The sequence below is a fragment of the Akkermansia massiliensis genome, assembly GCF_018847375.1.
Classification (GTDB): Bacteria; Verrucomicrobiota; Verrucomicrobiia; order Verrucomicrobiales; family Akkermansiaceae; genus Akkermansia; species Akkermansia massiliensis.
Window position 1 is genome coordinate 895,029 of the sequence record NZ_CP072036.1, and the last position, 24,918, is coordinate 919,946.

Here is a 24,918-nt window from a genome sequence, read left to right on the forward strand (position 1 = left end):
TCCTTGCGGCAGGAAAAGCGGTTTTTGGGGACTTCGACGCTTTCTACCCCTCCGATCCCCATTGTTCAGGTTGCGCCGAATCACGCGAGGGACAAATAATATACTTCACGATGCCCTTCTTGTCAAAGCATAAATCATTGATTTACGCAACCATTCCGCCATCCGCGGCATCCCGCCGGAGGAACGCCTCCGCAGCGGCTTTCACCCCCTGCCTGATACTTATCGTACAAAAAACAGGAACATGCCGCAAAACAGTCTTGGAAAAAACATGGAAGAGGCGTTCCATGCGGGCGTTCCGGATGACCAAGACCCTGACAAGCGGCAATCCCGCCAAATTGATTTTCCTGTTTACCATTCCCCTGCTGATCGGCAACCTGTTCCAGCAGTTTTACAACATGGCGGACACCCTGATTGTGGGCCGCACGCTGGGCGTGGAAGCCCTGGCCGCCGTGGGCTGCACGGGCGGCCTGATGTTTTTCATCCTCGGCTTCGTCATCGGATTCACGGCGGGGCTGGCTATCATCACGGCCCAGCGCTTTGGAGCGGGCCGCAGGCGGGCGGTGCGGCGCAGCTTTGCCGTCTGCATCGTCCTGAGTTCCGTCATGACCGTCCTGCTGACCGCCGTCAGCGTCGCCTTCGCTCGTCCCGTTCTGGAACTGCTGCAAACTCCTCCGGAAATCCTGGAGGCGGCCCACGCCTACATCATCGTCATTTCCTGGGGCATCGGCGCAGCCATGCTGTTCAACCTCCTCTCCAACGTTCTCCGCGCCCTCGGGGACAGCCGGACGCCCCTCTATTTCCTGGTTCTGGCCTGCGTACTGAACATTGCGCTGGACCTGGCGCTGATCCTGCGGTTCGGCATGGGACCTGCGGGGGCTGCCGTCGCCACCGTAGCCTCCCAACTGGTTGCGGGCCTCTGCTGCACCGCCTACGTTTTTAAAAGGTTTCCCATTCTCCGGCTGACCAGGGCGGACTGGAACATGAGCCGCCGCTACCTCTGGGCGCATATCCGCGTGGCCCTTCCCATGGGGTTCCAGGCATCCATCATCGCCATTGGAGCCATTCTGGTGCAGTTTGCCCTCAACCGGCTGGGAGCGCAGTCAGTAGCGGCTTTCAGCGCGGCCCAGAAAATCGACATGGTGGCGACGCTGCCCATGATGTCCTTCGGCATCACGATGGCTACGTACGTGGCCCAGAATTACGGAGCCAGGAATCTGGAGCGCATCCGCCGGGGCGTTCTCCAGTGCAACCTGATGTCCGTGGGGTTCAGCATCGCCGTAGCCGCCGCCAATATTGCCTGGGGGCCGGAACTGATCCGGCTGTTCGTGGGAGACGGGGAGAAGGAAGTCGTCAGCCTGGCCCAGACCTACCTGAACATCAATGCCTCCATGTACTGGGTACTGGCGCTCCTCTTCGTCTTCCGCTACACGCTGCAAGGGCTGGGCCAGAGCATCGTGCCCACCTTCGCGGGCGTCATGGAGCTGTGCATGCGCGCCCTGGCCGCCATCGTGCTGGCCCGCTGCCTGGGCTTCACCGGAGCCAGCATGGCGAGCCCCGCCGCCTGGATCGGCTCCTGCGTGCCTCTCGCCATCGCCTATTACTTCACCAGCAGAAAGCTGGCGCAGTCCATGAAGCAGGGCTTTCCTCCCTGCCGTGAGGAAGAGCCGGGAGCCGTCCGGCAGGCCGCGTGATTGCGGCTGGCATTCGCCCCGCACCGGAACCGGTATCTCACCCGGAGGAAAGAGAAACCGTCATGGAACGCCGCAGGGGTCAATCACAGGTCTTCGCGGAAACCCCGGAGCGTTCCCTTCCCCAGTATTCCCGCGCCTTCTGCAAATAAAACGCGCCCAGGGGAGGCAATATTTCCAGTTCCTTGCCCCACTTCTCCGCCAATTCCGGAGAAGGCATGTCCTCCCTCATGTGCTTTCCCTCCCCGATCAGGAACGGAAGCACCACCACCCTGTTTCCCTTCAAACGTGGAAATACTTCCTCCACGGAGGGGGAAGCTCCGAAATAGGCCAGGGCCATATCCGTTTCCTGCGGCCATAAAAAGGCCCGCAGTTTCTGTAAAAAGGCGAACGGCTCCGGAGGAAGGTCCTTTCCCACCACTCCATGGGCCACCACCAGCAGGGACGTTCCCGGCCCCAGCTCTTTCCCGAGGGCGTCGCGAACGGTCAGGAGGGGCATCACGTCTTCCCCGGCTCCCCACACCGGCTTGAATTCGAATTCCGGAGACACGCCGCGTTCCGCATACATGGCGCTCAATTGTTCCGGCAGCGCTTCCGTCACCGTCCAGCCGCTCTGCATGAAGACTGGATAAATCTGAACCACCCCGTCGCCCGGAGGCAGGTCGTCCGCCTGCATGTCCCGGAAGGAAGCCTGCCAGACGGGAGCGCCGTCCATGCCCAGCAGCTTGATGCGATCCGCCAGATGCTGCCGGAGTTCGGCCCCCGCCTCATCATAGGAGACGCATAGCTTGTAAATTTTTTTGGGCATGTGAAGTGAGACCCCGGAGGGAAGGCGGCGTTCAGCATCTTCCCCACTTGCAGACGCAGGGACGGTGCATGCCTGCCGTTTGTAACAGAAACGCCGGATTCCGGCAATACCATAACCGCCTTTTCCCTCCATGGCCGCCCATTCTCCGCAATACGGCAGGAAAAATTCTTTTATTCCGCTGATTTTCATTTTCTTATGAACCTTCTAAAGAAAGGGTCCGGAGAAAATGACCCCCTCTTGCCGAATCTCCCGGCGGAGGCAGGATAGCGGCTTGACCGGAGGGCTTGAAACCGTCATGATATAAGGACATACAGGTTTTGTTTTATGTCGTTTTACATTCAATCCGTTGAAATCGGCGGCCCGCGGCCGTTCTACCTCCTGGGCCCCTGCTCTCTGGAATGCGAATCCTTCGTCTGGGAGATGGCCCGCTCCATCAAGTCCATTGCGGAAAACCTGGACATCCCGCTGATTTTCAAGGCCTCCTACGACAAGGCGAACAGAACTTCCATCACGTCCTTCCGCGGACCCGGCGTACGGGAAGGCTGCCGCATCCTATCGGAAATCGGCAAAGAGCTGGAACTGCCCGTCGTTACGGACGTGCATACGGCCCGGGAAGCGGAGATTGCCGCTGAATACGTGGACCTGCTCCAGATTCCCGCCTTCCTGTGCCGCCAGACAGATCTTCTGGAAGCCTGCGCCAAGAGCGGCCGTCCCGTGAACATCAAGAAGGGCCAGTTCCTGGCTCCGTGGGATACTGTGAACATCGGGGAAAAGATGCGCGCCTTCGGCTGTGACGAGTTCATGATGTGCGAGCGCGGCACCTCCTTCGGCTACAATAACCTGGTGGTGGACATGCGCTCCCTGTACTGGATGAAACAGGAAGGCTTCCCCGTCGTGTTTGACGCCACCCACGCGGTCCAGAGGCCCGGAGGCCTGGGCGGAACCACGGGCGGAGACAGCGAACTGGCTCCCGTGCTGGCGTCCGCCGCCATGGCGACCGGCAGCATTGACGGCGTGTTCATGGAGGTGCACAAGGATCCGTCCAAGGCTCTTTCCGACGGGCCCAACCAAATCCCCCTCCACCTGCTTGAAGGCGTGCTGAAACGCCTTCAGTCCATCCATCAGGCGGTTCAGTCATGATGAAGTTACCGTTCACATGCTTTCTGGTAATTGCCATGCATGGCATGGCGGCGCAGGCGGATACCACCCTCCCCGCAGCCACGCCCTTCGCCGGCGTAGACAAGAAATTGCCCATGCTGGAGCTTCTGCCCGTAGGCCAGGTGCTCCCCAAAGTCAGCCTGTCACGGTATGAAGGGCCGCGCCTTTCCATGCTGCTGACCGCTTCAAGCGTGACCGTAGCCGCCCCGCAGGAAATTGCCGCCAGCATCCTGAACGTGTACCTGTACGGGAAGAACAACCAGACCTCCCATCTTTTCACGAAGGCTGCCTCCTACTTTCTGGACAAAAAACTGGTCGTCTCCCATACGGAGACCACCCTCAAGGAAGAGAACTTTTCCGCCAGGGGCACCGGCCTTTACATGGATACCAATATCAAGAGGGGCATCATCCTCGGCCCCGTTCAAACCACCATCCGCATGGATCAACGCAACAAGTAACCATTCCTTTTATGAAAAAACTTTCCTCCCTGCTGCTGCTCGCCCTGACCGGGGGTCTTGCCTGCGGCGCCACTGACGGCGTTCCCGCCCATATCGTACAGCCTTTGCCCAAGGAACTGGATCCACGCCTGGAGCCGCCCCTGGCTCCCCCCTCCGGCATCGTGCGTCCCCTGACGGCGGAGGAAACCGCCCGGAGGGAACGGGAACTGGCCCCCGTTCCGACCGCGGGCCTGAAGGAAGATGGAGAGAAGGCGATTGAAGCGTACAACGTGAAGGAAAAGACCGTTGACGGGCAGATTCAGGAATTCCGCCAGCAGCACCAGGTCACCGGCAATGCCGCCGCCCCGGCTGCGGACACCGCTCCCGCTGCGCCCAATCCGGAAGAGAACTTCATGCGCGCCAATTCCTCAAACAACCTGTACTCCGTAGATTGTGACGGGGACCTGTACTTCGACATGGAAGAAGGCGTGCTGGTGTTCATGAAAAACGTCCGGGTGCGCAACCCCAATCTTTCCATGGACTGTGCGGACCACCTGAAAATTTATGCGGAGTTCGTGCCGAAGAAGCCGGGCGACAAGAAGCCCTCCGAACGCAAGCAGGAAAAAGAGAAGGAAAAGGAAAAAGAAGGGGAGAAGCCCCAGGTGGCCCTCCCCAACGGCGGCAATTTTGACTATAACTCCATTAAAACGGTCGCAGCCTCCGGCAACGTGAAAGCCAGCTATACCAACAAGGAGGGGGAAACCAGCAACGCCCAGGCGGACAAGATCACCTACAACGCCAAAACCGGGGAAATCATCCTGACAGGCTCCCCGGTGATTATTACGCCGGACGCCATCATCAAGAATCCGAACAAGGACGCCTTCATCCGCGTGTACTCGAACGGGAATATGTACAGCAGCCGCGGCACCAAGACCACGTTCCGCCACGTAGACAAGAAGCTTTCCGACCGGGACAAACAGAAAACCAACCGCAAGCCGTGAGCTCCCCCCTATCCCCCCATCTGCTGAGAGCCGAAGGCATCTGCAAAACCTATAAAACGCGGACCGTCGTGGACCAGGTCAGCCTGACGGTGGGCCATGGCGAGATCGTAGGCCTGCTGGGGCCGAACGGCGCGGGAAAAACCACCTCCTTCTACATGGTGGCGGGGCTCGTGCGCCCGGACGAAGGCCGCGTGATTTTTGCGGGCGAGAATATCACGGAACTGCCGATGAACCTGCGCGCCAAGCGCGGCATGGGCTACCTGCCGCAGGAGGAGTCCATCTTCCGCAAGCTTTCCGTGGAGGACAACCTCCTGGCCATTCTCCAGACCCGCAAGGACATGACCTCCCGCCAGCAGAAGGACCGCGCCGTGGAGCTGATGGACCGCTTCGGCATCACCAAGCTGCGCCGCTCCATGGCCATCCAGCTTTCCGGCGGGGAAAAGAGGCGGCTGACCATCGCCCGCGCCCTCGCCACCAGCCCCAAACTGCTGATGCTGGACGAACCGTTCAGCGGCGTGGACCCCATCGCCGTTTCAGACATCCAGAAGATCGTCATGGAGCTGCGCGATACGGACGGCCTTTCCATCCTGATTACGGACCACAACGTGCGGGAAACCCTGCACATCGTGGACCGCGCCTACATCCTGTTTGAAGGGAAGGTCATCAAGCACGGCACTTCCGAGGAAATCGCCAACGACCCCATCGCCCGCAAGCAGTACCTGGGCGACCAGTTCCGCATGTAACGCCACTTTCCGCCCCTCCCATGTCCTCTCCGCAGAATACGATCGCCCTGGTGTTCGACTATGACCAGACCCTGAGCCCCTTCTACATGCAGGATCAGGCCATTTTTCCGGAATTCGGCATCTCCCCGCAGGAGTTCTGGACCAAGTGCAACGCCACCGGGGAACGGGAAGGCTGGGACGGGGAACTGATTTACATGAAAAGCTTGCTGGACGCCCTCTCCCTGGACCGCGTCAGCAATACCCGGCTCACCCAGCTTGGGGAACGCCTCACCTTTTACCCCGGCCTGCCGGATTTCTTTGACGCCTTCCCGTCCATGACCCTGTCCTCCCTTCATACGGACCTGGGCATCAACATTGAATACTACATCATTTCCTCCGGCCTGAAAGCCCTGATTGACGGCTCTGCCCTGCGCCCCTATTTCAAGGCCGTGTTCGGGTGCGAGTTCAGCGAGGAGAACGGCTACATCAACTTTCCCAAGAGGGTCATTTCCCACACCACGAAGACCCAGTACCTCTTCCGCATCAACAAGGGCATGCTGGATTACGACCAGGACGTGAACGACCACATGCCGGAGGACATGCGCCCGATTCCCTTCGCCAACATGATCTACATCGGCGACGGCCCCACGGACGTGCCCTGCTTCACCGTCATGCGCAGGAACGGCGGCCACGCCGTGGCCGTGTACAATCCGGAGGACGAAACGGGCCGCAGCTTCCGCAAGTGCTATAACCTGGCCTCCAATTCCGACCGCGTGAACTTCATCGCCCCGGCGGATTACACGCCCGGCAGCCACCTTACCCGCCTGCTGTCCGGCATGGTGACGGACATCGCCAACGGCATCGTGCGCCGCCGTGACCGCGCCCTGGCGGATTCCTGCATTGCGGCCCCCACCTTTTCCAAATAAAAACCTGCTCCATTCCTCTCCCCCCGTCATGAACAGCCATTTTCATTTCCTCGGCATCTGCGGAACCGCCATGGGTGCGGTAGCCGCCGCCATGGCCCGCCGCGGCTTTACCGTCACCGGCTCAGACGCCAACGTTTACCCCCCCATGTCCACCTTCCTGGAGGAGGAGGGCATCACCCTGTTTGAAGGCTACAAGGCCTCCAACATCCCCGCGGACGCGGACGTCATCGTCATCGGCAACGCCATGAGCCGCGGCAATGAGGAGGTGGAAGCCGTGCTCCAGCGGCGCCTGCGCTACCTCTCCCTGCCGGAGACGATGAAGGAATACTTCCTGCGCGGCAAGCGCAACTACGTGGTGACCGGCACCCACGGCAAAACCACCACCACGTCCATGCTGGCGTGGCTGATGGAGGACTCCGGGCTGAACCCCAGCTTCATGATCGGCGGCATCGCCCGTAATCTGGGCCGCGGCGGCCGTTTTACGGATTCCGATTTCTCCGTGCTGGAGGGGGACGAATACGACACGGCGTTTTTCGACAAACGCTCCAAATTTCTGCATTACCTGCCGGAACTGGTGGTCATCAACAACATTGAGTTCGACCACGCGGACATTTACAATTCCCTGGAGGAAATCAAGCTGAGCTTCCGCCGCCTGACCCAGATCATTCCCCGCAACGGCCTGGCGCTGGTCAATGCGGACGATCCCAACTGCCTGGACGTGGTGAAGGGGGCCCCCTGCCCCGTCAAGACGCTGGGCTTTTCCGACTCTTCCAACATTCGCATCCTGGACGTGGAAACCTCCACGGACGGCAGCCATTTCACGCTGGAAGGAACCCGCTACTACGTGCCGATGATCGGGGAATTCAACATCCGGAACGCCGCCATGGCGATTGCCGCCGCACAATTTGCGGGGCTGAACGTCAAGCAGCTGGCGGACTCCATGGGCCGCTTTGAAGGCGTGGCCCGCCGCCAGGAAGTCAAGGGCGTGGTCAACGGCATTTCCGTGGTGGACGACTTCGCCCACCACCCCACGGCCATCAAGCAGGCCATCCTGGGCCTGCGCCAGCGCTACCCGGGATCACGCATCTGGGCCATTTTTGAGCCGCGCTCCAACACCACGCGCAGAAACATCTTCCAGAATGAACTGGCGTTATCCCTCGCTACGGCGGATTTCCCCGTGGTGGCCGCCGTGGACCATCCGGACAAGGTGGCCCTGGAGGAACGCCTGGACCTCACCAAACTCTCCAATGACCTCTCCGCGCTGGGCAAGGACGCCCTGATCGGCGGACAGGCGCAGGAAATCGTCTCCGCCGTCTGCAAGAAAGCCCAGCCGGGAGACGTTATTCTGGTAATGAGCAACGGCGGTTTTGACGGCATTCACGCCAAATTGCTGGAAGCCTTGAACGCCTGACCCTTTTTCATACATTCACCTCCAATGAAAAACGCATCCACCATCACCGCCTTCATCATCAGCTTCCTGGTCGTGGGCAGCCTGGCCCTGGTCTTCCTGTTCCTGGGAAACCGGGAGGAGGAGCCCGCCCCCGCTGAACCCGCGGCGCAAACGGAAGTTCCTCCGCGCCAGACGGTGACGCCCCAGCCCACCGTGGACCCGCTCACCAAGGAAGACATCAGCCGGCAGACGGCCACGCCGTCCTCCCTGGTCAACCTCAGCTCCCCCCAGACGCTGGCGCAGGCGATTGCCAAGGTTATTCAGGACCGGGACGCGGACACCCTGAAATCCCTGGAAATCCAGCAGGCCGTCACGGAGGCCCAGGGCCGCATCATCCGGGAACTCATGGAAGCGCGCCATGTGCGCCTTTCCACCCCCGGCATCACCAGCATCGGCGCAAATAACCAGGGGGCCAACCCCACGGCCAGATACACGCTCAACTTCAGCAGCGGCGCGCGCGGCTACCTGGACATGAAGCGCAATGACAAGCAGCAGTGGACGCTGGACACCCTTACGCTGCCCAGCAAGCAGGACCTGGCCAAGGACAAGGCCGCCCCCATGGCCATGAACGATCCCATGGGCATCGTCAGCTCCTTCATGGACGCCGTTGCCAAGGCGGACTTCCGCACGGCACGGAAATTCGTGGACGGAACCAAGGTGCAGGACGCCACCGTGGCCGGGCTGTGCATCCTGTTTGAAGAAGGCGCCTTCCGCCTCCGGGAGGACGCTCCCATCAAAACCGCCTATGAAGCGCCCACCAATGCGGGCTTTTTCGTCCACCTGCAGGACGCCCAGGGCAGGAAAGCCGGCAACGTGGGCCTGACCGTAGCCAAGAAGGATGAACAATGGCTGATTGCGGAAGCCTCCCTGGACAACATGCTGGAAGCCTACACGAAACGGCAGGGGGCCGGAGACGACATTTTCATCCCCATCGTGAAGAATCCGCAGGGGGGCGATTCCCTGGCCCTGTTCTTCGGTTTCAATGAAGATTCTCTGTCCAAGCGTTCCGAACGCCAGCTCCAGATTGTGGCGGAGGCCATCAAGACGGATAGCGGCAAGAAGCTGGAAATCAGCGGCCACACGGACGATGTGGGGAGTGAACGCTACAACCAGGGCCTCTCCGAACGCCGGGCGGCGGCCGTGAAGGCCCAGCTCGTCCAGTTCGGCGTTCCTGCGGAAAGAATCATCACGAAGGGATTCGGCAAATCACAACCGCGCCGCACCTACTCCCCCACGGCGGACGAAGGAACGCGGGATGAAGCCCGCAAGGAAAACCGCCGCGCGGAAATGTACCTGGACTTTTAAAGAGTGATTAGAGTGGAGAGTGGAGAGAAAAGTTTTTCAACCAATCCCATTAACTATTCTCTATTAACTATTAACTGAAACGCATGGCCCGCCGCTACGTCATCAAGCAGGATGCCGCACCAGCCGCTCCCATCTCCGGGATCGACTACCGCACGGCCCTTAATGAAGAACAGTATGCAGCCGTTTCTTCGGAACCGGGGCCGGCGCTCGTCATTGCAGGGGCCGGTTCGGGAAAAACGCGCACGCTGACCTACCGCGTGGCGTGGCTCCTGGACCACGGCACGGACCCGTGGAACATCCTGCTGCTGACCTTCACCAACAAGGCGGCGCGGGAAATGACGGAACGGGTTCGCTCTCTGATTCCCCTGGACCTGTCCCGCCTGTGGAGCGGCACGTTCCATTCCATTGCCAACCGCATCCTGCGCCAGCACGCGGAATACCTGGGCTATACTCCGGCTTTCACGATCATGGATTCCGACGACCGCAAATCCATGATTAAAAGCGTGGTCAAGTCCCTCAAACTGGATGAGAAATCCACCCGCTTCCCCAAACCGGAAGTCCTTTCCTCCCTGTTCAGCCTGGCGGACAATGAGGGCGCCAATATCCAGGAAACGCTGGAAAACGCCTATCCGTACCTCTCCAACCACCTGGACGCCATCCTGGACGTGCATGAACAGTACGTGGCCCGCAAGCAGGAAACCAATAGCATGGACTTTGACGACCTGCTGCTCAACGTCGTGAGGCTTTTCCAGGAACAGGAGCATCTGCGCGCCCTGTACGGCTCCCGCTTCCAGCACATCCTGGTGGACGAATACCAGGACACCAACTACCTCCAGAGCCGCTTTATCGACCTGCTGTCCCGGGAACACGGCCAGCTCATGGTAGTAGGGGACGACGCCCAGAGCATTTATTCCTGGCGGGGGGCGGACATGGAGAACATCCTCAGCTTCACTACCCGCTACCCGGCGGCAAAGACCTTCAAGATAGAGACCAACTACCGCAGCGTGCCGGAAATTCTGGAGCTCTCCAACGCGGCCATCGCCGCCAACGAGGTGCAGATTGAAAAAAGGCTCCGCTCCGTGCGGCCTACCGGGGAAATGCCCCCGGCCCTCGTTCCGCTCAACGACGACAGGATGCAGGCCAAATTTGTCGCCCAGCGCATCCGGGACCTCATTGAAGAAGGCACGGACCCCAATGAAATAGCCGTGCTCTACCGCGCACACTTCCACAGCATGGAATTGCAGATGGAACTGACCCGCGGGGAAATCCCCTTCCGCATCACCAGCGGCATCAGGTTTTTTGAACAGGCCCATATCAAGGACGTGGTGGCGTTCATGCGCTTTGTGGTCAATCCCAGGGATGAACTCTCCTTCCGCCGCATGGTGATGCTGCTGCCCGGCATCGGTCCCGGCATGGCCCAGAAGCTCTGGATACGCTGGGCCGCCTGCCCGGAAAGCCGGCTGGAAACGCCGCCGGAATCCTTCTCCGCCCTGATGCTGGATTTTCCGGTCCCGGCCAAGTCCAAAACGGCCTGGACGCAGCTCTGCTACACGCTGGATGAACTGGCCCCAGCCGGAAAAATCGCCGGGCCGGCCTCCATGCTCATTTCCATCAATGAAGCCGTGTATGACGAGTACATGCAGGCCGCCTTTGAGAATTACGACCAGCGCAGGCAGGATCTCCTGCACCTGGCCGGATTCTCCGAACGCTTTGAATCCACGGAGGATTTCCTCTCCCAGCTTTCCCTGCTGGGCAATACGGATGATGAAAGCGCGGCGGCGGACCTCTCCGGAGGTGCCGTCACCCTGTCCACCATCCACCAGGCCAAGGGGCTGGAATGGTCCGTCGTCTTCCTGATCGGCCTGTGCGACGGCATGTTCCCGCACCAGCGGGTGATTGACGACGGAGACCTGGCGGGTCTTGAGGAGGAACGCCGCCTCTTCTACGTGGGCATCACCCGCGCCAAAGACCAGCTTTACCTGACCTACCCCCGCTGGAACTGCCGCGCGCAGGGAGGAACCTTCATGCAGATGCCCTCCCGCTTTCTGGATGAATTCCCGGCCAGCCTGGTGGAGGAGTGGGCGGTAGAATAAGAAGCCTGTCCCCCCTTCCTGCGGTAAATGCGGGGCGCACCGGGTCTTTAATCCTTTTCCGCCGGGGAGGGAAGACGCTGCGCGGAGGTCTGGGGTGACACCTCCTCCATCCATTTGAGGACTTCCACCAAATTCTCGTCCGGCGGCATTTCATGCTTTCCTGGAAAGGGAAATTCCTTGATGGCGCACTGCCTTCTTTTGAGAACCTTGACGTCATGGCTGACGGCACTGTTGGCTCCTCCGTCCTTGTCTCCATTGATAATAGCCACCGCCATGCGCGTGGGGCACGTGAGGCGGTCCTTCCCTCCCAGCCAGCCGCCCATGGATACAATCCCCTTCCACGGGCGGACGGGCGGAATCCTGCGCTCACTATATGTAAAGGCACGGGACGCTCCGCCTGAAATGCCGCCCATGTACATGCGGTCCGCATCAAAAAAGGCCATTCTCTCCAAACTCCCGTTCGTGGAAGTCCACAGCTTGCCCAGTCCGGCTTCATGTTCCTTGGACTCCGAATTTTTAAACGTCGTCAATCCCAGGGCCACCCATCCGTTGGCCTCGCAGGCCTTCCGGAATTTCTGGACCATGTGCTGTCCATTGCCTACGGAATTAAACAGAATGATGACGGGAGGCGGAGTTTCCGCCTTCAGCGTGGATGGATAATAGACAAAGGCTTCCGGATAGGAATCCGTAGCGGGGATTTTAGTGATCTTCCCCAGCCTTCCTTCCGTATGCCGCTGCATGCGCTCCTGGTTGCTCATGGCTTCCGGAACATGCTCCTTGATCCAGTCCACGTCGTTCCCGGACAAGCTTGCCAGAGGCAGTTCCACCTGTCGGCCTTTCTCCAATTTAAGGGAAACTTTCCTGCCGGCGGCGTTGAAGCGGACAAAAGCCGCCGTGATGGTTTTGCCGGCGGTATTGGTCCACACGCGCGGCTGGTGCGGCACATCGGCCTCCTGCGCCGGGGCAAGCGGCAGCAACACGGCCGCGAGGACCGTAAACAATCGGGTAGTCATTCCCCGGTAATAGGCTGCCGACCGTTGGCAGTCAATAAAATTCGCCTGATTGCACAGCTTTGGACACATCCCTGTTCGGAAAGTTCCATTCTTGCAGAGGCGGAACGGAGCATCCAAACTGCCACCACAGCCGGAAACAAATTTTCTTATTTATATTTGAACCATTTTCACGGCCATTATTCCGGGAAGGAAACAGCAAAATAAAAGAGGACCCAGAAAACATCATACATCCCTCACCATCAATGAGATATTTTTTCTTCTCAGGAAAATGAATTTACTGGAAGCTTTCTGGAATTCCTTTCCGGCTCCAGGTTTAAAAACCCTGTCATGACAAAGACCGCCAGACAATAGCCGCAACCATCTTATCCTGAATCATTTTCATTCCCATCTCCATCAAACCTTCCCATGTCATCCCACTGAACAGCCCGGAACGAGAATCATCTAAAACCTCGGGCGCCGTGATTGTCACGAACGCATAACCACCTAATCATTAAACAAATAAAAAAGCATGAAATTAAGACTCCCACATATGCTGCTGGCAGCAGTTATCGCTTGCCTTGGCAGTTTCTCCGTTGCTACGGCAGCTAACTATGCGGCCAACAGCGCCGATTCATTCGTGACGGCCTGGAACCAGGCTGCCGCCTCGAATGAAGCGTCAACCATCACTATCACCGTGCCGGCAGGCTCCGATAACATCACACTGACCCAGGAACAACGGGCCCAGTTGAACGCCATCTCCGGAACGGGCAACGTTACCGTCCAAATGGCGGACCCCAGCGGCAAACTGGTTAATTTCAATTATGATCTGGTTAATGGACAGGTCAGCTTCAACGACATCACGCTGAGCGAACCCCTGGGAAGCGACAATGACATCGTAGTCACGAACGCCACGGACACCACCACCATTGACGGCAGGAACATTGCCATCGAAGGAACGAATGACGCCGCCAATCCCAAGACGGTAGGCGCCACCGTCACTTCCACGAACGGACAGGTAGGCATCGGCGACAACGTTTCCATGGAAAAAGCCGTCACCGTTACCGGCCAGGCGGCCCACACGGTGGACCCCTCCACGCCCCCGGCAGGTCAGGCCTATACCAGGACGACCTACGACACCTACAGCAATTCCAACGAGCAGGCCGTGGTCCTGGGCAACAACGTCACCATGCAGGACACCGTGACGGCTACCGGCCAGATCGTCAGTGATCCGGCGGCCAAAGTTACGCTGAACGGAGACGTGACCTCCACGGCCGGGATCGGTACCGTGACCACGGAACAGTTTGACGCGGCCAACAACCAGAACAGCAAAACCGTCATCGATTCCATGGATGACAGCATTTCCGGCGGCATCGTCCTTGGTGAAACCACGGCCGGATCCATCACCATCAAGACTGTAGGCGGCAATGTTTCCCTGGGAGACAACACCGTTCTGAACGGCACCACCGTTTCCGCGGAATCCGTCGACCTGAACAAGACGGTTTACAGCAATGACGACGGCAACTGGAATACGGTTGTGGGCACGGAAAAGCTGGACACCATCGAAGGCAGCGTCACCCTGGGCAACAACACCACCGTCAAGGGGAATTCCACCCTGACGGCGGATGACAATATTGCCATCGGCACCAACAGCGTGATCACCGGCAATACCGCCGCTGACGGCATCATCACTGCGGGAGGCCAGATCTCCATCGGAGACGGCACCCAGGTCGTGGGCAACACCGCCACCAACGCCGGCAAGGCCGCCATCAACCTGGCCGACGGCCAGACCCTGTACATCGGTTCCGGCGCAGTTCTTTCCGACAACACGTCCAACGGCGTCCTCGGTTCCGTGCATGCGGGCCAGAACACCCAGATCAACGTTTATACGGACGGCACCGCCTACACCTTCATCAATGACGGCATTGACACCGCGGCTCCCGCGGCCCCCACGGCTGACGCCGCCCCTCTGGCCGCTGACCAGACCGTCATGACGAAGACCGGCACGGGCACCCTCGTCTACGGCGGCGGCGGAGCCACCGACACGTTCGGAGGCACCTACCGGCAGCTTGAAGGCAACCTGATCATCGGCCACGCCACCTTTGGAACCGTGGACGCCGCTACCGGAAAAGTCGGTCCCCTCCAGTCCATCGGCGCCGCCGTAATGGGCACGGACGATACGGTTTACGACATCCGGACGGGCCAGGTGACCCTGGCGCAGAATTCCACCATGAAGGGGGCTTCCGCCACCTTCGGCGGCGATTCCACCCTGCTCCTGAGCGACGGCTCCGTGCTTGACTTCGGCACCCCGGCCACCTTCACGGATAATTCCCGCGTGGGCATCCAGGTATCCGACGCCACCGGCAATCCCGTCCCGATCGCCCAGCTGAAGAAGGGCACGGAAAGCGTGAACGTCACGCTGAACGGCACGGACATTTCCGGACGTCTGCTGAACAACCTGTTCCTGACCACCACCATGGCTCCGGGAACGACGGAAGGCACCACCACCATCACCCAGAACATGAGGGGCATTGACGGTCCCATGTCCGGCTACAACGGCAACGTTTACACCGTAGCGGCCGCTCTGGAAAGCAACCGCCTGAACGTGGCCGCCGGTTCTCCCGCCGCCCAGTTCTATGAAACCCTGCTGCGCGTGACGGACCCGAACGAAGCTGCCAACATGATTCAGTCCGTCAGTGGTGAAAACGTGATGAACTTCGCGTGGGCCGCCAGCCGGACGCTGAGGAGCTTTGCCGACCTGGGACGCATCCAGTCCGCCGCCTCCATGGCCCGCCAGACGGAAGACACCATTGAAGTGGTGGACGCCAAGGGCTCCCCGATCGCCCGCAAGACGATCGCCAAGGGCAACGGCAACATCTGGGTAGGCGGCATGGGCAACTGGGATGACCAGGACGCCCGCGGAGGCATCTCCGGCTACAAGTACAATGCAGGCGGCTATGCCGTGGGTATTGACTACAAGGCTGCCCAGGGTTCCCTGATCGGCATTGCAGTGGGCCAGAGCTTCGGCGACATCAAGGACAAGAGCGGATTCGGCTCCGACTACGACGTGGATTCCTTCATGGCCATGATCTACGGCCGCATGCATCCCTTCAGGGAAAGCAAGTTCACGCTGGACGGCTACGGCGCCTACGGACGCTCCAAGTTCAAGGGCAATTCCTACATCATGGGAACCGCCGCCAACGGCAATGAAAATGCGGACTCCTTCAGCGGCGGCCTGTACGCCACCTGGACGGAACACTTCGCACTCGGCAAGGCCTTCGTAACGCCTTACACGGGTATCGAATTCATGACCACCGAACTCAAGGGCTTCTCGGAAAGCGGACCTTACGGCCGCTCCTTTGACCACGCCCGCGCCCAGAACTGGACCATTCCGTTGGGCGTGACCATTGCCCGCGCCTACCAGACGGACGGCGGCACCACCATCACCCCGGCCTTGACGGTGGCCGCGGCGCAGGATGTGAGCCGCATGAATCCCAAGTCCAACGTCAGCGGACCCCTGGGAGCCTGGAACGTGCGCGGCGTCAACGTCGGTCGCACCGCATTCCGCCTGAATGCCGGCATTGACGTGCTTTTCTCCAGCAATTGGGGAGCACGGGTCTGCTATCAGTTCGAGACCCGCAACAAGCTGACCTCCCATGGAATCAACGGAGCCATCAGCTATACGTTCTAAGTAGGACGGCGCTTCAGCGCATGCTTTTACTTGGTTATGGTAGGCCCTTTCCCGCCCTGTGCGGGAAAGGGTTTTCCGTATGTTTCAGCCACTGTCTCCTGCCGCACATTAAATCTTTTCTTTTAAAAACGGCATTTCGAAATAAAGGAATGACGTCTGCACGGATTTCCAATCCGATTCCCGGTTTATTAAAAAATAAATATTTTACAATAAATGAATTATGAATTAATTAAATGCTCGTGCCCTCTTTTCCGTTTAAGTTGTAGTAAAGATATGTTTGCCTGATGTGTTCCTCCTTCAAACATTTGCATTGACGCCGGATTGGAAATCCGTTATCCGTGTCTCTGTTAAAGTATCTGTTGAGCATGAGATTATCTACATTCTGCATTTTATGCTGCCTATCCGCCGGGATTTCCCAGGCTGCCACCTATGTCTGGAGCGGAGCGGCAGGAAACGGGATCTATGGAGATTCCAACAACTGGACGGTGGACGGCGCGCCGAACGGCTACTTCCCGCAGCACAGCACCAATGACAACGCCATCATCGGGGAAAACGCCGGAACTGTTACCTGGTCCACCGCGCAATCTTTCTTCGGCGCTACCAATACGGTCCAGGTAGGGTCCGGAAGCACCCTGGTCTGCACGACTACGATAGGGGATCTCAACGTCAATTCCTTTACCCTGGAAGGCAATTCCCATCTGGTATTTGAATCCAGCAACGCCTTTGGACTGGGCCGTGACTTTACGCTGGATTTCGGCACCTTTACGGCGGCGGAACACGGTTCCTGGACCGCTACGGACCTCACCAACTTCTGGACCAACGGAAAAACCGTCACCTTCACCGGCACGCTGGATATGAACAGCCTTTCCGGAAGCGGAACGATTGAACTGGCTTCCATCAAATCCGCCCAGCAGGGAGGCAACCTCAATCTGGACCTGAGCGGCCTGAACATCGCCAGCAACTCCCAGGTACAGGCGACCGTGACGCAGGTCACAGAAAACGGCGTCACCAAGGTACTGATCAACTATGAAACCGTTCCGGAACCCGCAACGGCCACGCTGAGCCTGCTGGGACTGGGCTCCCTGCTGTTAAGAAGAAAGAGACAGTAGTCTCTGCCCCAGCACCGATTTTACCCCGGCTTGCTCCCCAAAGGGAAAGCCGGGGTTTTCTTTTGCCGGCGGGGTCAATTTTCACAAGCATTTCCCCATTCGCCAACGCGGCCGCTCCGGGGCCGCGCAACGCCGCCCCGAACGGAAAAACGGAAGCTTCCCCGCGCAGGTCAGAACTCGCAGTTGCGCGGCGTGCGGGCAAAGGGCAGTACGTCACGTATGTTGGTCACTCCGGTCACGAACATCAGCAGGCGTTCAAACCCGGCTCCGAATCCGGCGTGCGGAACCGTGCCGTAGCGGCGCAGATCCGCATACCAGCGGTAGGCTTCCTCATTCATGCCCATGCGGCGCATGTTTTCCTCCAGAATGTCCAGCCGTTCCTCACGCTGGCTTCCCCCTACGATTTCCCCGATGCCGGGCACCAGCACGTCCATGGCGGTAACGGTTCTGCCGTCTTCGTTCAGACGCATGTAGAAAGGCTTGATCTCCTTCGGATAATTGTAAACGATGACCGGGCATTTGAAATGCTCTTCCGTCAGGAAGCGTTCGTGCTCGCTCTGGAGGTTGATGCCCCAGGAAACGGGGTAATCAAACGTTTTCCCGCTCTTGAGCAGAATATCCACGGCTTCCGTATAGGAACAGCGCACAAACGGCGTTTCCTTCACATGCTCCAGGCGTTCCCGCAGCCCCTTGTCCACAAAGCGGGTCAGGAATTCCACCTCTTCCGCGCTGTTCTCCAGGGCGTCGCCGACCAGGAAGCGGACGAACGCTTCCGCCATGTCCATGTCTCCGTACAGGTCGCAGAAGGCCATTTCAGGCTCCACCATCCAGAATTCCGCCGCATGGCGCGTGGTATTGGAGTTCTCCGCCCGGAAAGTGGGGCCGAAGGTATAAATATTGCTCAGTGCGCATGCGAACGCCTCCCCTTCAAGTTGTCCGCTCACGGTGAGGTAGGCCGCCTTGCCGAAGAAATCCAGGGCTGCGTCACGGGAGGCGGCGTCGCCCACGTCCAGCGTCGTCACACGGAACATTTCACCGGCGCCCTCGCAGTCGCTGGCGGTAATAATGGGCGTGCTGACCCAGGAAAAGTCCCTCTCCTGGAAAAACCGGTGGATGGCATAGGCCAGCCTGCTGCGCATGCGGAACACGGCGCCGAACAGGTTGGTGCGGGGGCGCAGATGGGCGATGGAACGCAGGAATTCCGGCGTATGCCCTTTTTTCTGCAAAGGGTAGGAATCCGGAGCGGTCCCCACCAGCTCCAGGGAGGCAGCGCGCAGTTCCCATCGCTGCCTGCCCTGTCCGGCAACCAGAGCCCCGCGAACGCTCACGGCGGAGCCCGTGGCCATTTCCCCAATCCGTTCATAACCGGGAATGCCTGCATCCGCCACCACCTGGAGGGAAGCCACGGAGGAGCCGTCATTTACTTCCAGAAAGGAAAAAGCCTTGGAATCACGGCGCGTACGCACCCAGCCCTGAATCAGTACGTCCGGCATTTCCGCCTCACTGTTCAAAGCATATTTCACCAATGTTCTGCTGATCATGGCGCAAGTATAATACAGCGCCTTTCCCATGCCAGCAGAATTACTTTTCTCCGGAGAGAATATTCAGGCGCTTACGGCAGCGGAAGGAGGGCATGCAGCACGGCCCTATTTGGAGGGCTGCATAACCTGCCGCCCCGTCGTAATGGCGATGGCGTCCGCCAGCGGCATTTCCTTTTCCGTGTGGGCCGCACCCCAGGAATCCGAGAAGATGAGCGTCTTCTTTTCCTCGTCAAAGCCGATGATGAGCCTCAAATGGCCACCGCGCGTCTGGGACAGGCGCAGCGGCTCAGGAACGATGCCCAGTTGAACGGACCACAGCACGGGAATGCCCGCCGTGATGTAGGGCCTGATGGCGTTGAGCCATTTGTCCATCTGGGACGGAGACCCGGCGCGCGCCAGCTTCAGCACCTCCCCGTCCGCATTGTCCCAGAAGCCGGACCAGTCATATTCACTCTCCACCTTCTCCTTTTTTAATTTGGAGGCGGCGCGGTTGTAGGCTTTCAGCAGATTCCGGAAATCACGGGTGTCCGTCAGGGAATCCAGCACCTTGATCCGGATCTGGAAGCGCGCCCCTATCTTTTTCAGGTTCTCCGCCATTGCCGCCGTGCTGGTTCCTCCTTCCGCGGAGGAATTGGCCAGGGAAGCAAGTTCGTGCTGGTCCACGTAATCCATTCCGTAATAGGCAAAAATCCGGGCGGCGGTCGCCACCACGCAATAACCCTTCTGCCCCTGGTCTACCATGGGAATGTCCTGGATGACCACCCGTTTTCCTTCTTTCCTGACGTGCTGCTTGATGTCCGCCTTTCTGGCGCGGGAAGAAGCGTCGCCCCTCGCGATGGAAGCCTCCGTGGGGCCGGCCTTCAACCGGATGAATTCCGCTTCAAATTCCCTGCCCTCCCGCGACGTATTGGTTTCCAGGGTAATCGCCCCCTTGTCCCAAATCCAGGACCAGCCATTGACCTTGACCACCGCCTCCTTCCGGGTGGCCCGGTACTCCCTGGGCTGCACTCCGGTGAGAGCGGTCAGCCCTTCCCTGACGCGGTCCAGGCGTTTTTCAAACTCATCCTTGTCAATGGCCCCGTTGTCCCCCTTGTTGTACATCATGACGGTCATGGACTGGGGAACGCCTTCCTTCCAGTGCACCAGCATTTCCCCCAGGGACATTTCCCCTATTTTGATTGCAGGCTTCGCAATCCGGAGCTGGGTCTTGTCCCTGTCCACCCAGCCTCCGGATTCCCCGTTGAAATATTTCCCAAACAAATCCGGTTGCGGGAGGGTCCAGAACGCGCCGGATTTTAAATCCGGCGCCATGTCTCCAGCGCCCCATGCGGCGGGAAGAAGGCAGCAGGCGGAAAAGACAGAGAGGAATGAAGAGATAAATCGCATAACGGCAAAGGAGTAGAGGAACGGTCCCGCTGCTCGGGGCCCATGCTGACAATGTATTCTTCCATGGCGGTCCTGCCAAGAAAAAATGAATCTTACCCCGGCGGACGGCCCGTTATTAGCCTTCCCTTCACCGGATTCATTCAGACAGGCCCCAGGAACAAAAAACCGGCCTGCCGCGGTACATTCCGCAGCAGGCCGGCTTGAATGAATAAACCAGTCCGGTTACATGAACGGACGCAAACGCTGCATGATGGCGTCCTTGGAAGAGGCTCCCACCATCGTATCCATGATTTCCCCGTCCTTGATCACCAGGAGGGTGGGAATGGTACGCACGCCATAGGTAGCGGCAAGGCCGTTGTTGGCGTCCACATCCACTTTGCCCACCTTGATCTTGCCGGCCAGTTCCGTGGAAAGCTGGTCAATGATCGGGGCGATCATGCGGCAGGGGCCGCACCATGTAGCCCAGAAGTCGACAAGCACAGGAATGTCGGACTTCAGGACTTCATCCTCAAAATTTGCTTCAGAAAATACGTTTGCCATAGTACCGCTTAGAGTATTTCAACAGTCATTATGTTCACTTATTCTTCTGCATCGGCGCCATCATCGGAAGACTCTTCTGCAGGGGCATCGGAGGAGGCGTCATCGGAAGAAGATTCGGCGGCCGCGTCATCGGTCGCTTCTTCACCGGCGGAGGTGGGAGCCGCGGCAGCGGGCTTGGAGTCGCTCCCCAGCCAGCCCGTCATGCTGCGGGCTTCCAGGGTATCCGTGGCGTATTGATAACCAACGAAAATAAGCGCAAAGGCAAGAGCCACGAAGGAAAGAATATTGAGCAGCGTATTGGGGGCCGCTTCCGTATCTTCTTCAAACTTCTTGGCCGTAAAGGAGGCGGAAGAAACCGGAGCGGCCGCAGGAGCGGTATTCAGCCCGATGGTGGCCTGCGGAAGCTGGGCGGTCGCCATGCCTGCCCCGGGAGGGGTCAGGGGAACAGTGGGCGCAGCGGCTGCGGGTGCCGCACCGGCGGGAGGAGCCACGGGCGTCGTGGCGGAGCCGAGAGCAACCGTCTTCAAACCGCCGCCAAGCTTGATGCCTCCGCCGAGCCCGGCGGGACGAAGGGGAATGGTGGGCGCAGCAGCAGCGGGCGGCGCGGCGGGTGCGGCGGGAGCCGCAGGAGCGCCGGAGGCGGGAGGGACAGAGGGAGCCGCCGGTGCCTTGGGCACGGAGGGAGCGGCCGGCGGAGTCGGAATGCTGGGCGGAGGCGGAGTACCGCCCGGAATGGAGGGGGGAGGTGGATTACTCATATCGGAAAAAATAGCTGTGCTGAACGATAGCTCTCGCTTATTTCCGACCGTAAATCAAGAAAAAGAATGCGCAAAGCCCAAATTCCATGCAATTTTTTTTAATTTGGAGCGTATTCCATCCTAAACACGCTGTCCGGACTTGCCCTGAAAAGCGTTCTTTCCTACGCTGTGTATCCGGCATTATTTCATATGAAACCCATTACCAAATTAGCTTCCACCACCTTGCCCGACGGTTCCATTCTCGACCTCTGGGAACGGGACGGCTTCCATTTTCTTCTTCGTGACGGCGTGCAGCTCGCGTCCAGTTTTTCCCATGGGAGCAATGAAGCGGCGGCGGCCATGGCGGCAGCCCCGGTTAAAAGGGCCAACCAGCCCGCTTTTCTCCTGGACGGCTTAAGCCTGGGGTTCACCCTGTTTGCCCTGATGGACCTGGTCCAGAGGGAAAAGGCCCGCTTCATCGTAGCGGAGCCCTGCAAGCCGCTCGTTGACTGGCACCAGGAGCTGATGGACGGGGAACGCCCCGGCTTCCTGCACGATCCCCGCGTCAGCGTGGAATTCACTCCGGCGCTCCAGATCGCCCGCAAAAACCCGAAAAGCTTCCACGCCATCCTGTGCCGTTCCACGCATGAACGCATGAACCTGAGCGTGGCGGAGGCTTCCGACTATTTTGCCGCGCTCAAGCAGGGCGGCCTGCTGGTCATCACCGTGGCCCGGCCGGACGTCCGGCTTGCCCGCACACTCCAAAAAGCGGGTTTTGAACTGAGCACGGAGGCCGTGCCTGCCTCACATAAAGGAAAGAAAACCACTTTTCACACCGTTATTCTTGGAAAGAAGGGGCGCTTCGTCCCCTTTTCCGCGCATCAATCCTGATTCCATCCTGCCACCATGAACCGCACAACTCTTACAACGGCCGGACTTCTGGCCGCCCTGCTCATCGGAATTCCCGCCCTGGCGGATTCCATTGCCCCGGGCATCCTGCTTCCCAAGAAAAACACCAAGTCCATTTCCTTCTCCCCCAAGGGGAGCTCGGACATTTTCCTGCTCGGCATCATGCCGCAGGGCAGCTCCGTCAAGAAGGGGGAATCCGTGGCGCAGGCGGACTTCCGCATCCTGGACAAGAGCATTGAAGACTACGAACGCACCATCAAGAGCAAAAACCTGGAAGTGCTGAAACTCCGGTACGCCCTGGACCAGCAGAAGGAACGCTCCGCGCTGGCTCTGCAAAAATACCAGACGGCCCTGACCCGGACGGAGGAGGACCAGAAAGACTTCCTGGAAAAGCGGAAGGCCCGCATGCTGGCGGAAGAAGAGGAACGCGTCAACAAGGCCCTGCGCCACATGTCCTACAAGCAGGAGGAGCTGAACCAGCTTACCAAGATGTACAAGGATGACCAGGTGGCGGAGGAAACGGAAGAAATCATCCTCAAGCGCCTGAAAAACGAACTGGGGGAAAGCGAATTTGCCGTCCAGGGAGCCAAGCTAGTCGCAGAGCTGGCCAAGCTGCGCAACATCCACCGCCTGGGGGAAGACTACGCCACGGCGGTCAAGGAAAAGCAGATGGATTTGGAACAGGCCCGGAAGCAGGCTGATTTTGACCTGGAACAGAAAAAGATAGCCCTGACGGAGGCGGAGGTGTCCCTGCGCCGCCTTCAGGACAAATACAACGAACTGAAAGCGGACCGGGAAATGGCCGCCTTCAAGGCCCCTGAAAACGGCATCCTGCTGTACGGCGGCTATGTGGCGGACAAATGGGTAGCCATTCCGGTGGCGGAAAAGCTCAAGCCCGGCGGCAAGCTGGAAGCCTTTGACAAAATCGCCACCATCGTCCCGCCGAACTCGGAACTGATCGTGCAGGCCACGCTGCCGGACTCCACCGCCACGCCCAAGGTGGGGGAAGCCGTCGTCATCAAGGTAACGAACATGCAGATTCCCGGCGTCATTACGGAAGCCAGCCCCATTCCGGGGGCGGACGGCAAGCGCCGCATCATCATCACGCCCAAGGTTCCCGCCAGCCAGATCTTCGCTCCCGGCCTCCCCGTCCAGGTCACCATCAAGGACCAGCAGGCCTGATCCCCCTACGGACCTCCATGAATAAAGCCGTCTTTTTTCTCGCCGCCCTGGGGGCCAGCACGGCGCTCTGCGCCTCCATTCCGGCGGAAAACGCGGAAAAAAGGGATACCATTCCCATTGCCAGGGTGCCGGACGTTCCACCGCCCTCCCGGGAAACCCTGGACGCCTCCATCCGGAAGGCGGCGGACTTCCTGCTGAAGGAACAGAACAGGGACGGCTCCTGGGGAAGCCATACGCGCACCAAGGGGCTGAACGTCATCTGCCCCTACCCGGAAGGGCCCAGGTCGTTCAGAACGGCCTCCACCTCCCTGTGCGTAATCGGCCTGCTCACCAGCCCCCTGAAGGAGGACCCCGCCGTCAAGGCCGCGCTGGACAAGGCCGTGCAATACCTGCTAACCACGCTGCCCACCCTGAAACGGGGAGACACGCGCACCGTGCTCGGCGTCTGGGGCCATGCCTACGGCCTCTCCGCCCTGAGCCGGGCGGCCCGCAATCTTCCTGCGGATTCCCCCCTGTATGCGGAACTAAAAAAAGTGGCCGGCCTTCAGGTCAAGGCGCTGGACCAGATGGCGGACGTCCAGGGCGGCTGGGGCTATTATACGTTTGAAACCTTTTCCAAACGTCCCATCGGAGAGCCCACCTCCTTCCTGACGGCTACGGTCCTGCTCGCCTACAAGGACTCGGAACAGGCCTTCGGCCTCAAGCCGGATGCCCGAGTCGTCAAACGCGCCGTCGCCTGCCTGGAAAAACTGCGGACCCCTGCCGGCAGCTACGTCTATTCCCTTTCCCACTCTTTCTATCCCGGCCGGCCCATCAACCGCCACACCGGCAGTCTGGCCCGCACCCCCGCCGGAGACTTGGCCCTGATGCGGTATGACCCGGCTTTCATCTCCAGGCGGCAGTTGGAAGACGGCCTGGAACGCATCTGGAGCCGCGGCGGCTGGCTTTCCCTGGCCGTGAAAAAGCCCATTCCCCATGAAAGCTTTGCCCAGAACGCGGGCTACTTCTTCTACTACGGGTATTATTACGCCGCCCGCTGCCTGGAGGAAGTGGCCCCGGAACATCTGGCGCGCCATGCCTCCCATCTGGCAAGCGACCTCCTGCCCATGCAGGAAAAAGACGGCTCCTGGTGGGACTATCCCCTGTACAACTACCATAAATTCTACGGTACCGGCTATGCCCTGTACGCCGTCTCCCGCGTCAGGGAATCCCTGTACCCTTCCAATGCCGCAACGGCCTCCTGACC

The 24,918-nt window shown here is 59.5% G+C and carries 20 protein-coding genes; 14 read left to right on the plus strand and 6 right to left on the minus strand.

Annotated features, from left to right (window positions below):
- Positions 1 to 257 precede the first annotated feature (257 nt).
- Positions 258 to 1,691, plus strand: a complete 1,434-nt coding sequence (locus J5W70_RS03745) for an MATE family efflux transporter (protein WP_215837102.1) — start codon at positions 258 to 260, stop codon at positions 1,689 to 1,691.
- A gap of 79 nt (positions 1,692 to 1,770) precedes the next feature.
- Here the strand turns inward: J5W70_RS03745 and J5W70_RS03750 are convergent, their stop codons facing one another.
- Entirely contained in the window at positions 1,771 to 2,496 is a 726-nt protein-coding gene (locus J5W70_RS03750) for a sirohydrochlorin chelatase (protein ID WP_022396314.1), read from the minus strand.
- 324 nt (positions 2,497 to 2,820) lie between these two features.
- Here J5W70_RS03750 and kdsA point away from each other — a divergent pair, with 324 nt between their 5' ends.
- The 8 genes from kdsA (at position 2,821) to J5W70_RS03790 (ending at position 11,588) form a co-directional block, all read left to right on the plus strand.
- Positions 2,821 to 3,636, plus strand: a complete 816-nt coding sequence (gene kdsA, locus J5W70_RS03755) for a 3-deoxy-8-phosphooctulonate synthase (protein WP_022396315.1) — start codon at positions 2,821 to 2,823, stop codon at positions 3,634 to 3,636.
- Entirely contained in the window at positions 3,633 to 4,112 is a 480-nt protein-coding gene (gene lptC / locus J5W70_RS03760) for an LPS export ABC transporter periplasmic protein LptC (RefSeq protein WP_022396316.1), read from the plus strand. Before kdsA ends, lptC begins: the two co-directional genes overlap by 4 nt.
- An 11-nt stretch (positions 4,113 to 4,123) precedes the next feature.
- Positions 4,124 to 5,092: an LptA/OstA family protein gene (locus J5W70_RS03765; RefSeq protein ID WP_022396317.1), complete on the plus strand. Its 969-nt coding sequence runs from the start codon at positions 4,124 to 4,126 to the stop codon at positions 5,090 to 5,092.
- Complete coding sequence (lptB, locus tag J5W70_RS03770) at positions 5,089 to 5,835, plus strand: LPS export ABC transporter ATP-binding protein (protein WP_022396318.1); 747 nt, start codon at positions 5,089 to 5,091, stop codon at positions 5,833 to 5,835. The genes J5W70_RS03765 and lptB overlap by 4 nt, the downstream gene beginning before the upstream one ends.
- Positions 5,836 to 5,855: 20 nt before the next feature.
- Positions 5,856 to 6,740: a haloacid dehalogenase-like hydrolase gene (locus J5W70_RS03775; protein ID WP_022396319.1), complete on the plus strand. Its 885-nt coding sequence runs from the start codon at positions 5,856 to 5,858 to the stop codon at positions 6,738 to 6,740.
- Positions 6,741 to 6,768: 28 nt separating this feature from the next.
- Positions 6,769 to 8,151 (plus strand): UDP-N-acetylmuramate:L-alanyl-gamma-D-glutamyl-meso-diaminopimelate ligase, encoded by a 1,383-nt coding sequence (gene mpl / locus J5W70_RS03780; RefSeq protein ID WP_022396320.1) that lies wholly within the window; start codon positions 6,769 to 6,771, stop codon positions 8,149 to 8,151.
- A gap of 24 nt (positions 8,152 to 8,175) precedes the next feature.
- Complete coding sequence (locus tag J5W70_RS12890; protein ID WP_022396321.1) at positions 8,176 to 9,495, plus strand: OmpA family protein; 1,320 nt, start codon at positions 8,176 to 8,178, stop codon at positions 9,493 to 9,495.
- 83 nt (positions 9,496 to 9,578) lie between these two features.
- Positions 9,579 to 11,588, plus strand: a complete 2,010-nt coding sequence (locus J5W70_RS03790) for an ATP-dependent helicase (RefSeq protein WP_022396322.1) — start codon at positions 9,579 to 9,581, stop codon at positions 11,586 to 11,588.
- Between the two features lie 47 nt (positions 11,589 to 11,635).
- Here J5W70_RS03790 and J5W70_RS03795 read toward each other — a convergent pair whose 3' ends face one another.
- On the minus strand, positions 11,636 to 12,601 hold the full coding sequence (locus J5W70_RS03795) for an alpha/beta hydrolase (protein WP_022396323.1): 966 nt from the start codon (positions 12,599 to 12,601) through the stop codon (positions 11,636 to 11,638).
- A gap of 508 nt (positions 12,602 to 13,109) precedes the next feature.
- On the opposite strand from J5W70_RS03795, the gene J5W70_RS03800 reads away from it, so the two are divergent.
- Both J5W70_RS03800 and J5W70_RS03805 read left to right on the plus strand, forming a co-directional pair.
- Positions 13,110 to 16,268 carry an autotransporter family protein gene (locus tag J5W70_RS03800; RefSeq protein WP_102727631.1) on the plus strand — a complete coding sequence of 1,053 codons (3,159 nt, stop codon included), beginning with the start codon at positions 13,110 to 13,112 and terminating at the stop codon, positions 16,266 to 16,268.
- A 365-nt stretch (positions 16,269 to 16,633) separates the two neighbouring features.
- On the plus strand, positions 16,634 to 17,377 hold the full coding sequence (locus J5W70_RS03805; RefSeq protein ID WP_022396325.1) for a PEP-CTERM sorting domain-containing protein: 744 nt from the start codon (positions 16,634 to 16,636) through the stop codon (positions 17,375 to 17,377).
- 170 nt (positions 17,378 to 17,547) lie between these two features.
- Here the strand turns inward: J5W70_RS03805 and asnS are convergent, their stop codons facing one another.
- The 4 genes from asnS to J5W70_RS03825 form a co-directional block, all read right to left on the minus strand.
- Positions 17,548 to 18,915: an asparagine--tRNA ligase gene (asnS, locus tag J5W70_RS03810; protein ID WP_343123152.1), complete on the minus strand. Its 1,368-nt coding sequence runs from the start codon at positions 18,913 to 18,915 to the stop codon at positions 17,548 to 17,550.
- A gap of 108 nt (positions 18,916 to 19,023) precedes the next feature.
- Positions 19,024 to 20,229 (minus strand): C39 family peptidase, encoded by a 1,206-nt coding sequence (locus tag J5W70_RS03815; protein ID WP_022396327.1) that lies wholly within the window; start codon positions 20,227 to 20,229, stop codon positions 19,024 to 19,026.
- A gap of 297 nt (positions 20,230 to 20,526) precedes the next feature.
- The gene (gene trxA / locus J5W70_RS03820; protein WP_022396328.1) at positions 20,527 to 20,844 is read right to left on the minus strand and encodes a thioredoxin; all 318 of its coding nucleotides are present in this window, start codon (positions 20,842 to 20,844) and stop codon (positions 20,527 to 20,529) included.
- Positions 20,845 to 20,882: 38 nt separating this feature from the next.
- Complete coding sequence (locus J5W70_RS03825; RefSeq protein WP_102731256.1) at positions 20,883 to 21,602, minus strand: hypothetical protein; 720 nt, start codon at positions 21,600 to 21,602, stop codon at positions 20,883 to 20,885.
- A 189-nt stretch (positions 21,603 to 21,791) separates the two neighbouring features.
- Here J5W70_RS03825 and J5W70_RS03830 point away from each other — a divergent pair, with 189 nt between their 5' ends.
- The 3 genes from J5W70_RS03830 to J5W70_RS03840 are packed head-to-tail and all read left to right on the plus strand — an operon-like array spanning position 21,792 to position 24,916.
- Positions 21,792 to 22,472 carry a hypothetical protein gene (locus tag J5W70_RS03830; RefSeq protein WP_022396330.1) on the plus strand — a complete coding sequence of 227 codons (681 nt, stop codon included), beginning with the start codon at positions 21,792 to 21,794 and terminating at the stop codon, positions 22,470 to 22,472.
- Between the two features lie 15 nt (positions 22,473 to 22,487).
- Positions 22,488 to 23,672 carry an HlyD family secretion protein gene (locus tag J5W70_RS03835; protein ID WP_022396331.1) on the plus strand — a complete coding sequence of 395 codons (1,185 nt, stop codon included), beginning with the start codon at positions 22,488 to 22,490 and terminating at the stop codon, positions 23,670 to 23,672.
- A 17-nt stretch (positions 23,673 to 23,689) separates the two neighbouring features.
- Positions 23,690 to 24,916 (plus strand): prenyltransferase/squalene oxidase repeat-containing protein, encoded by a 1,227-nt coding sequence (locus J5W70_RS03840; protein WP_022396332.1) that lies wholly within the window; start codon positions 23,690 to 23,692, stop codon positions 24,914 to 24,916.
- Positions 24,917 to 24,918: the final 2 nt, after the last annotated feature.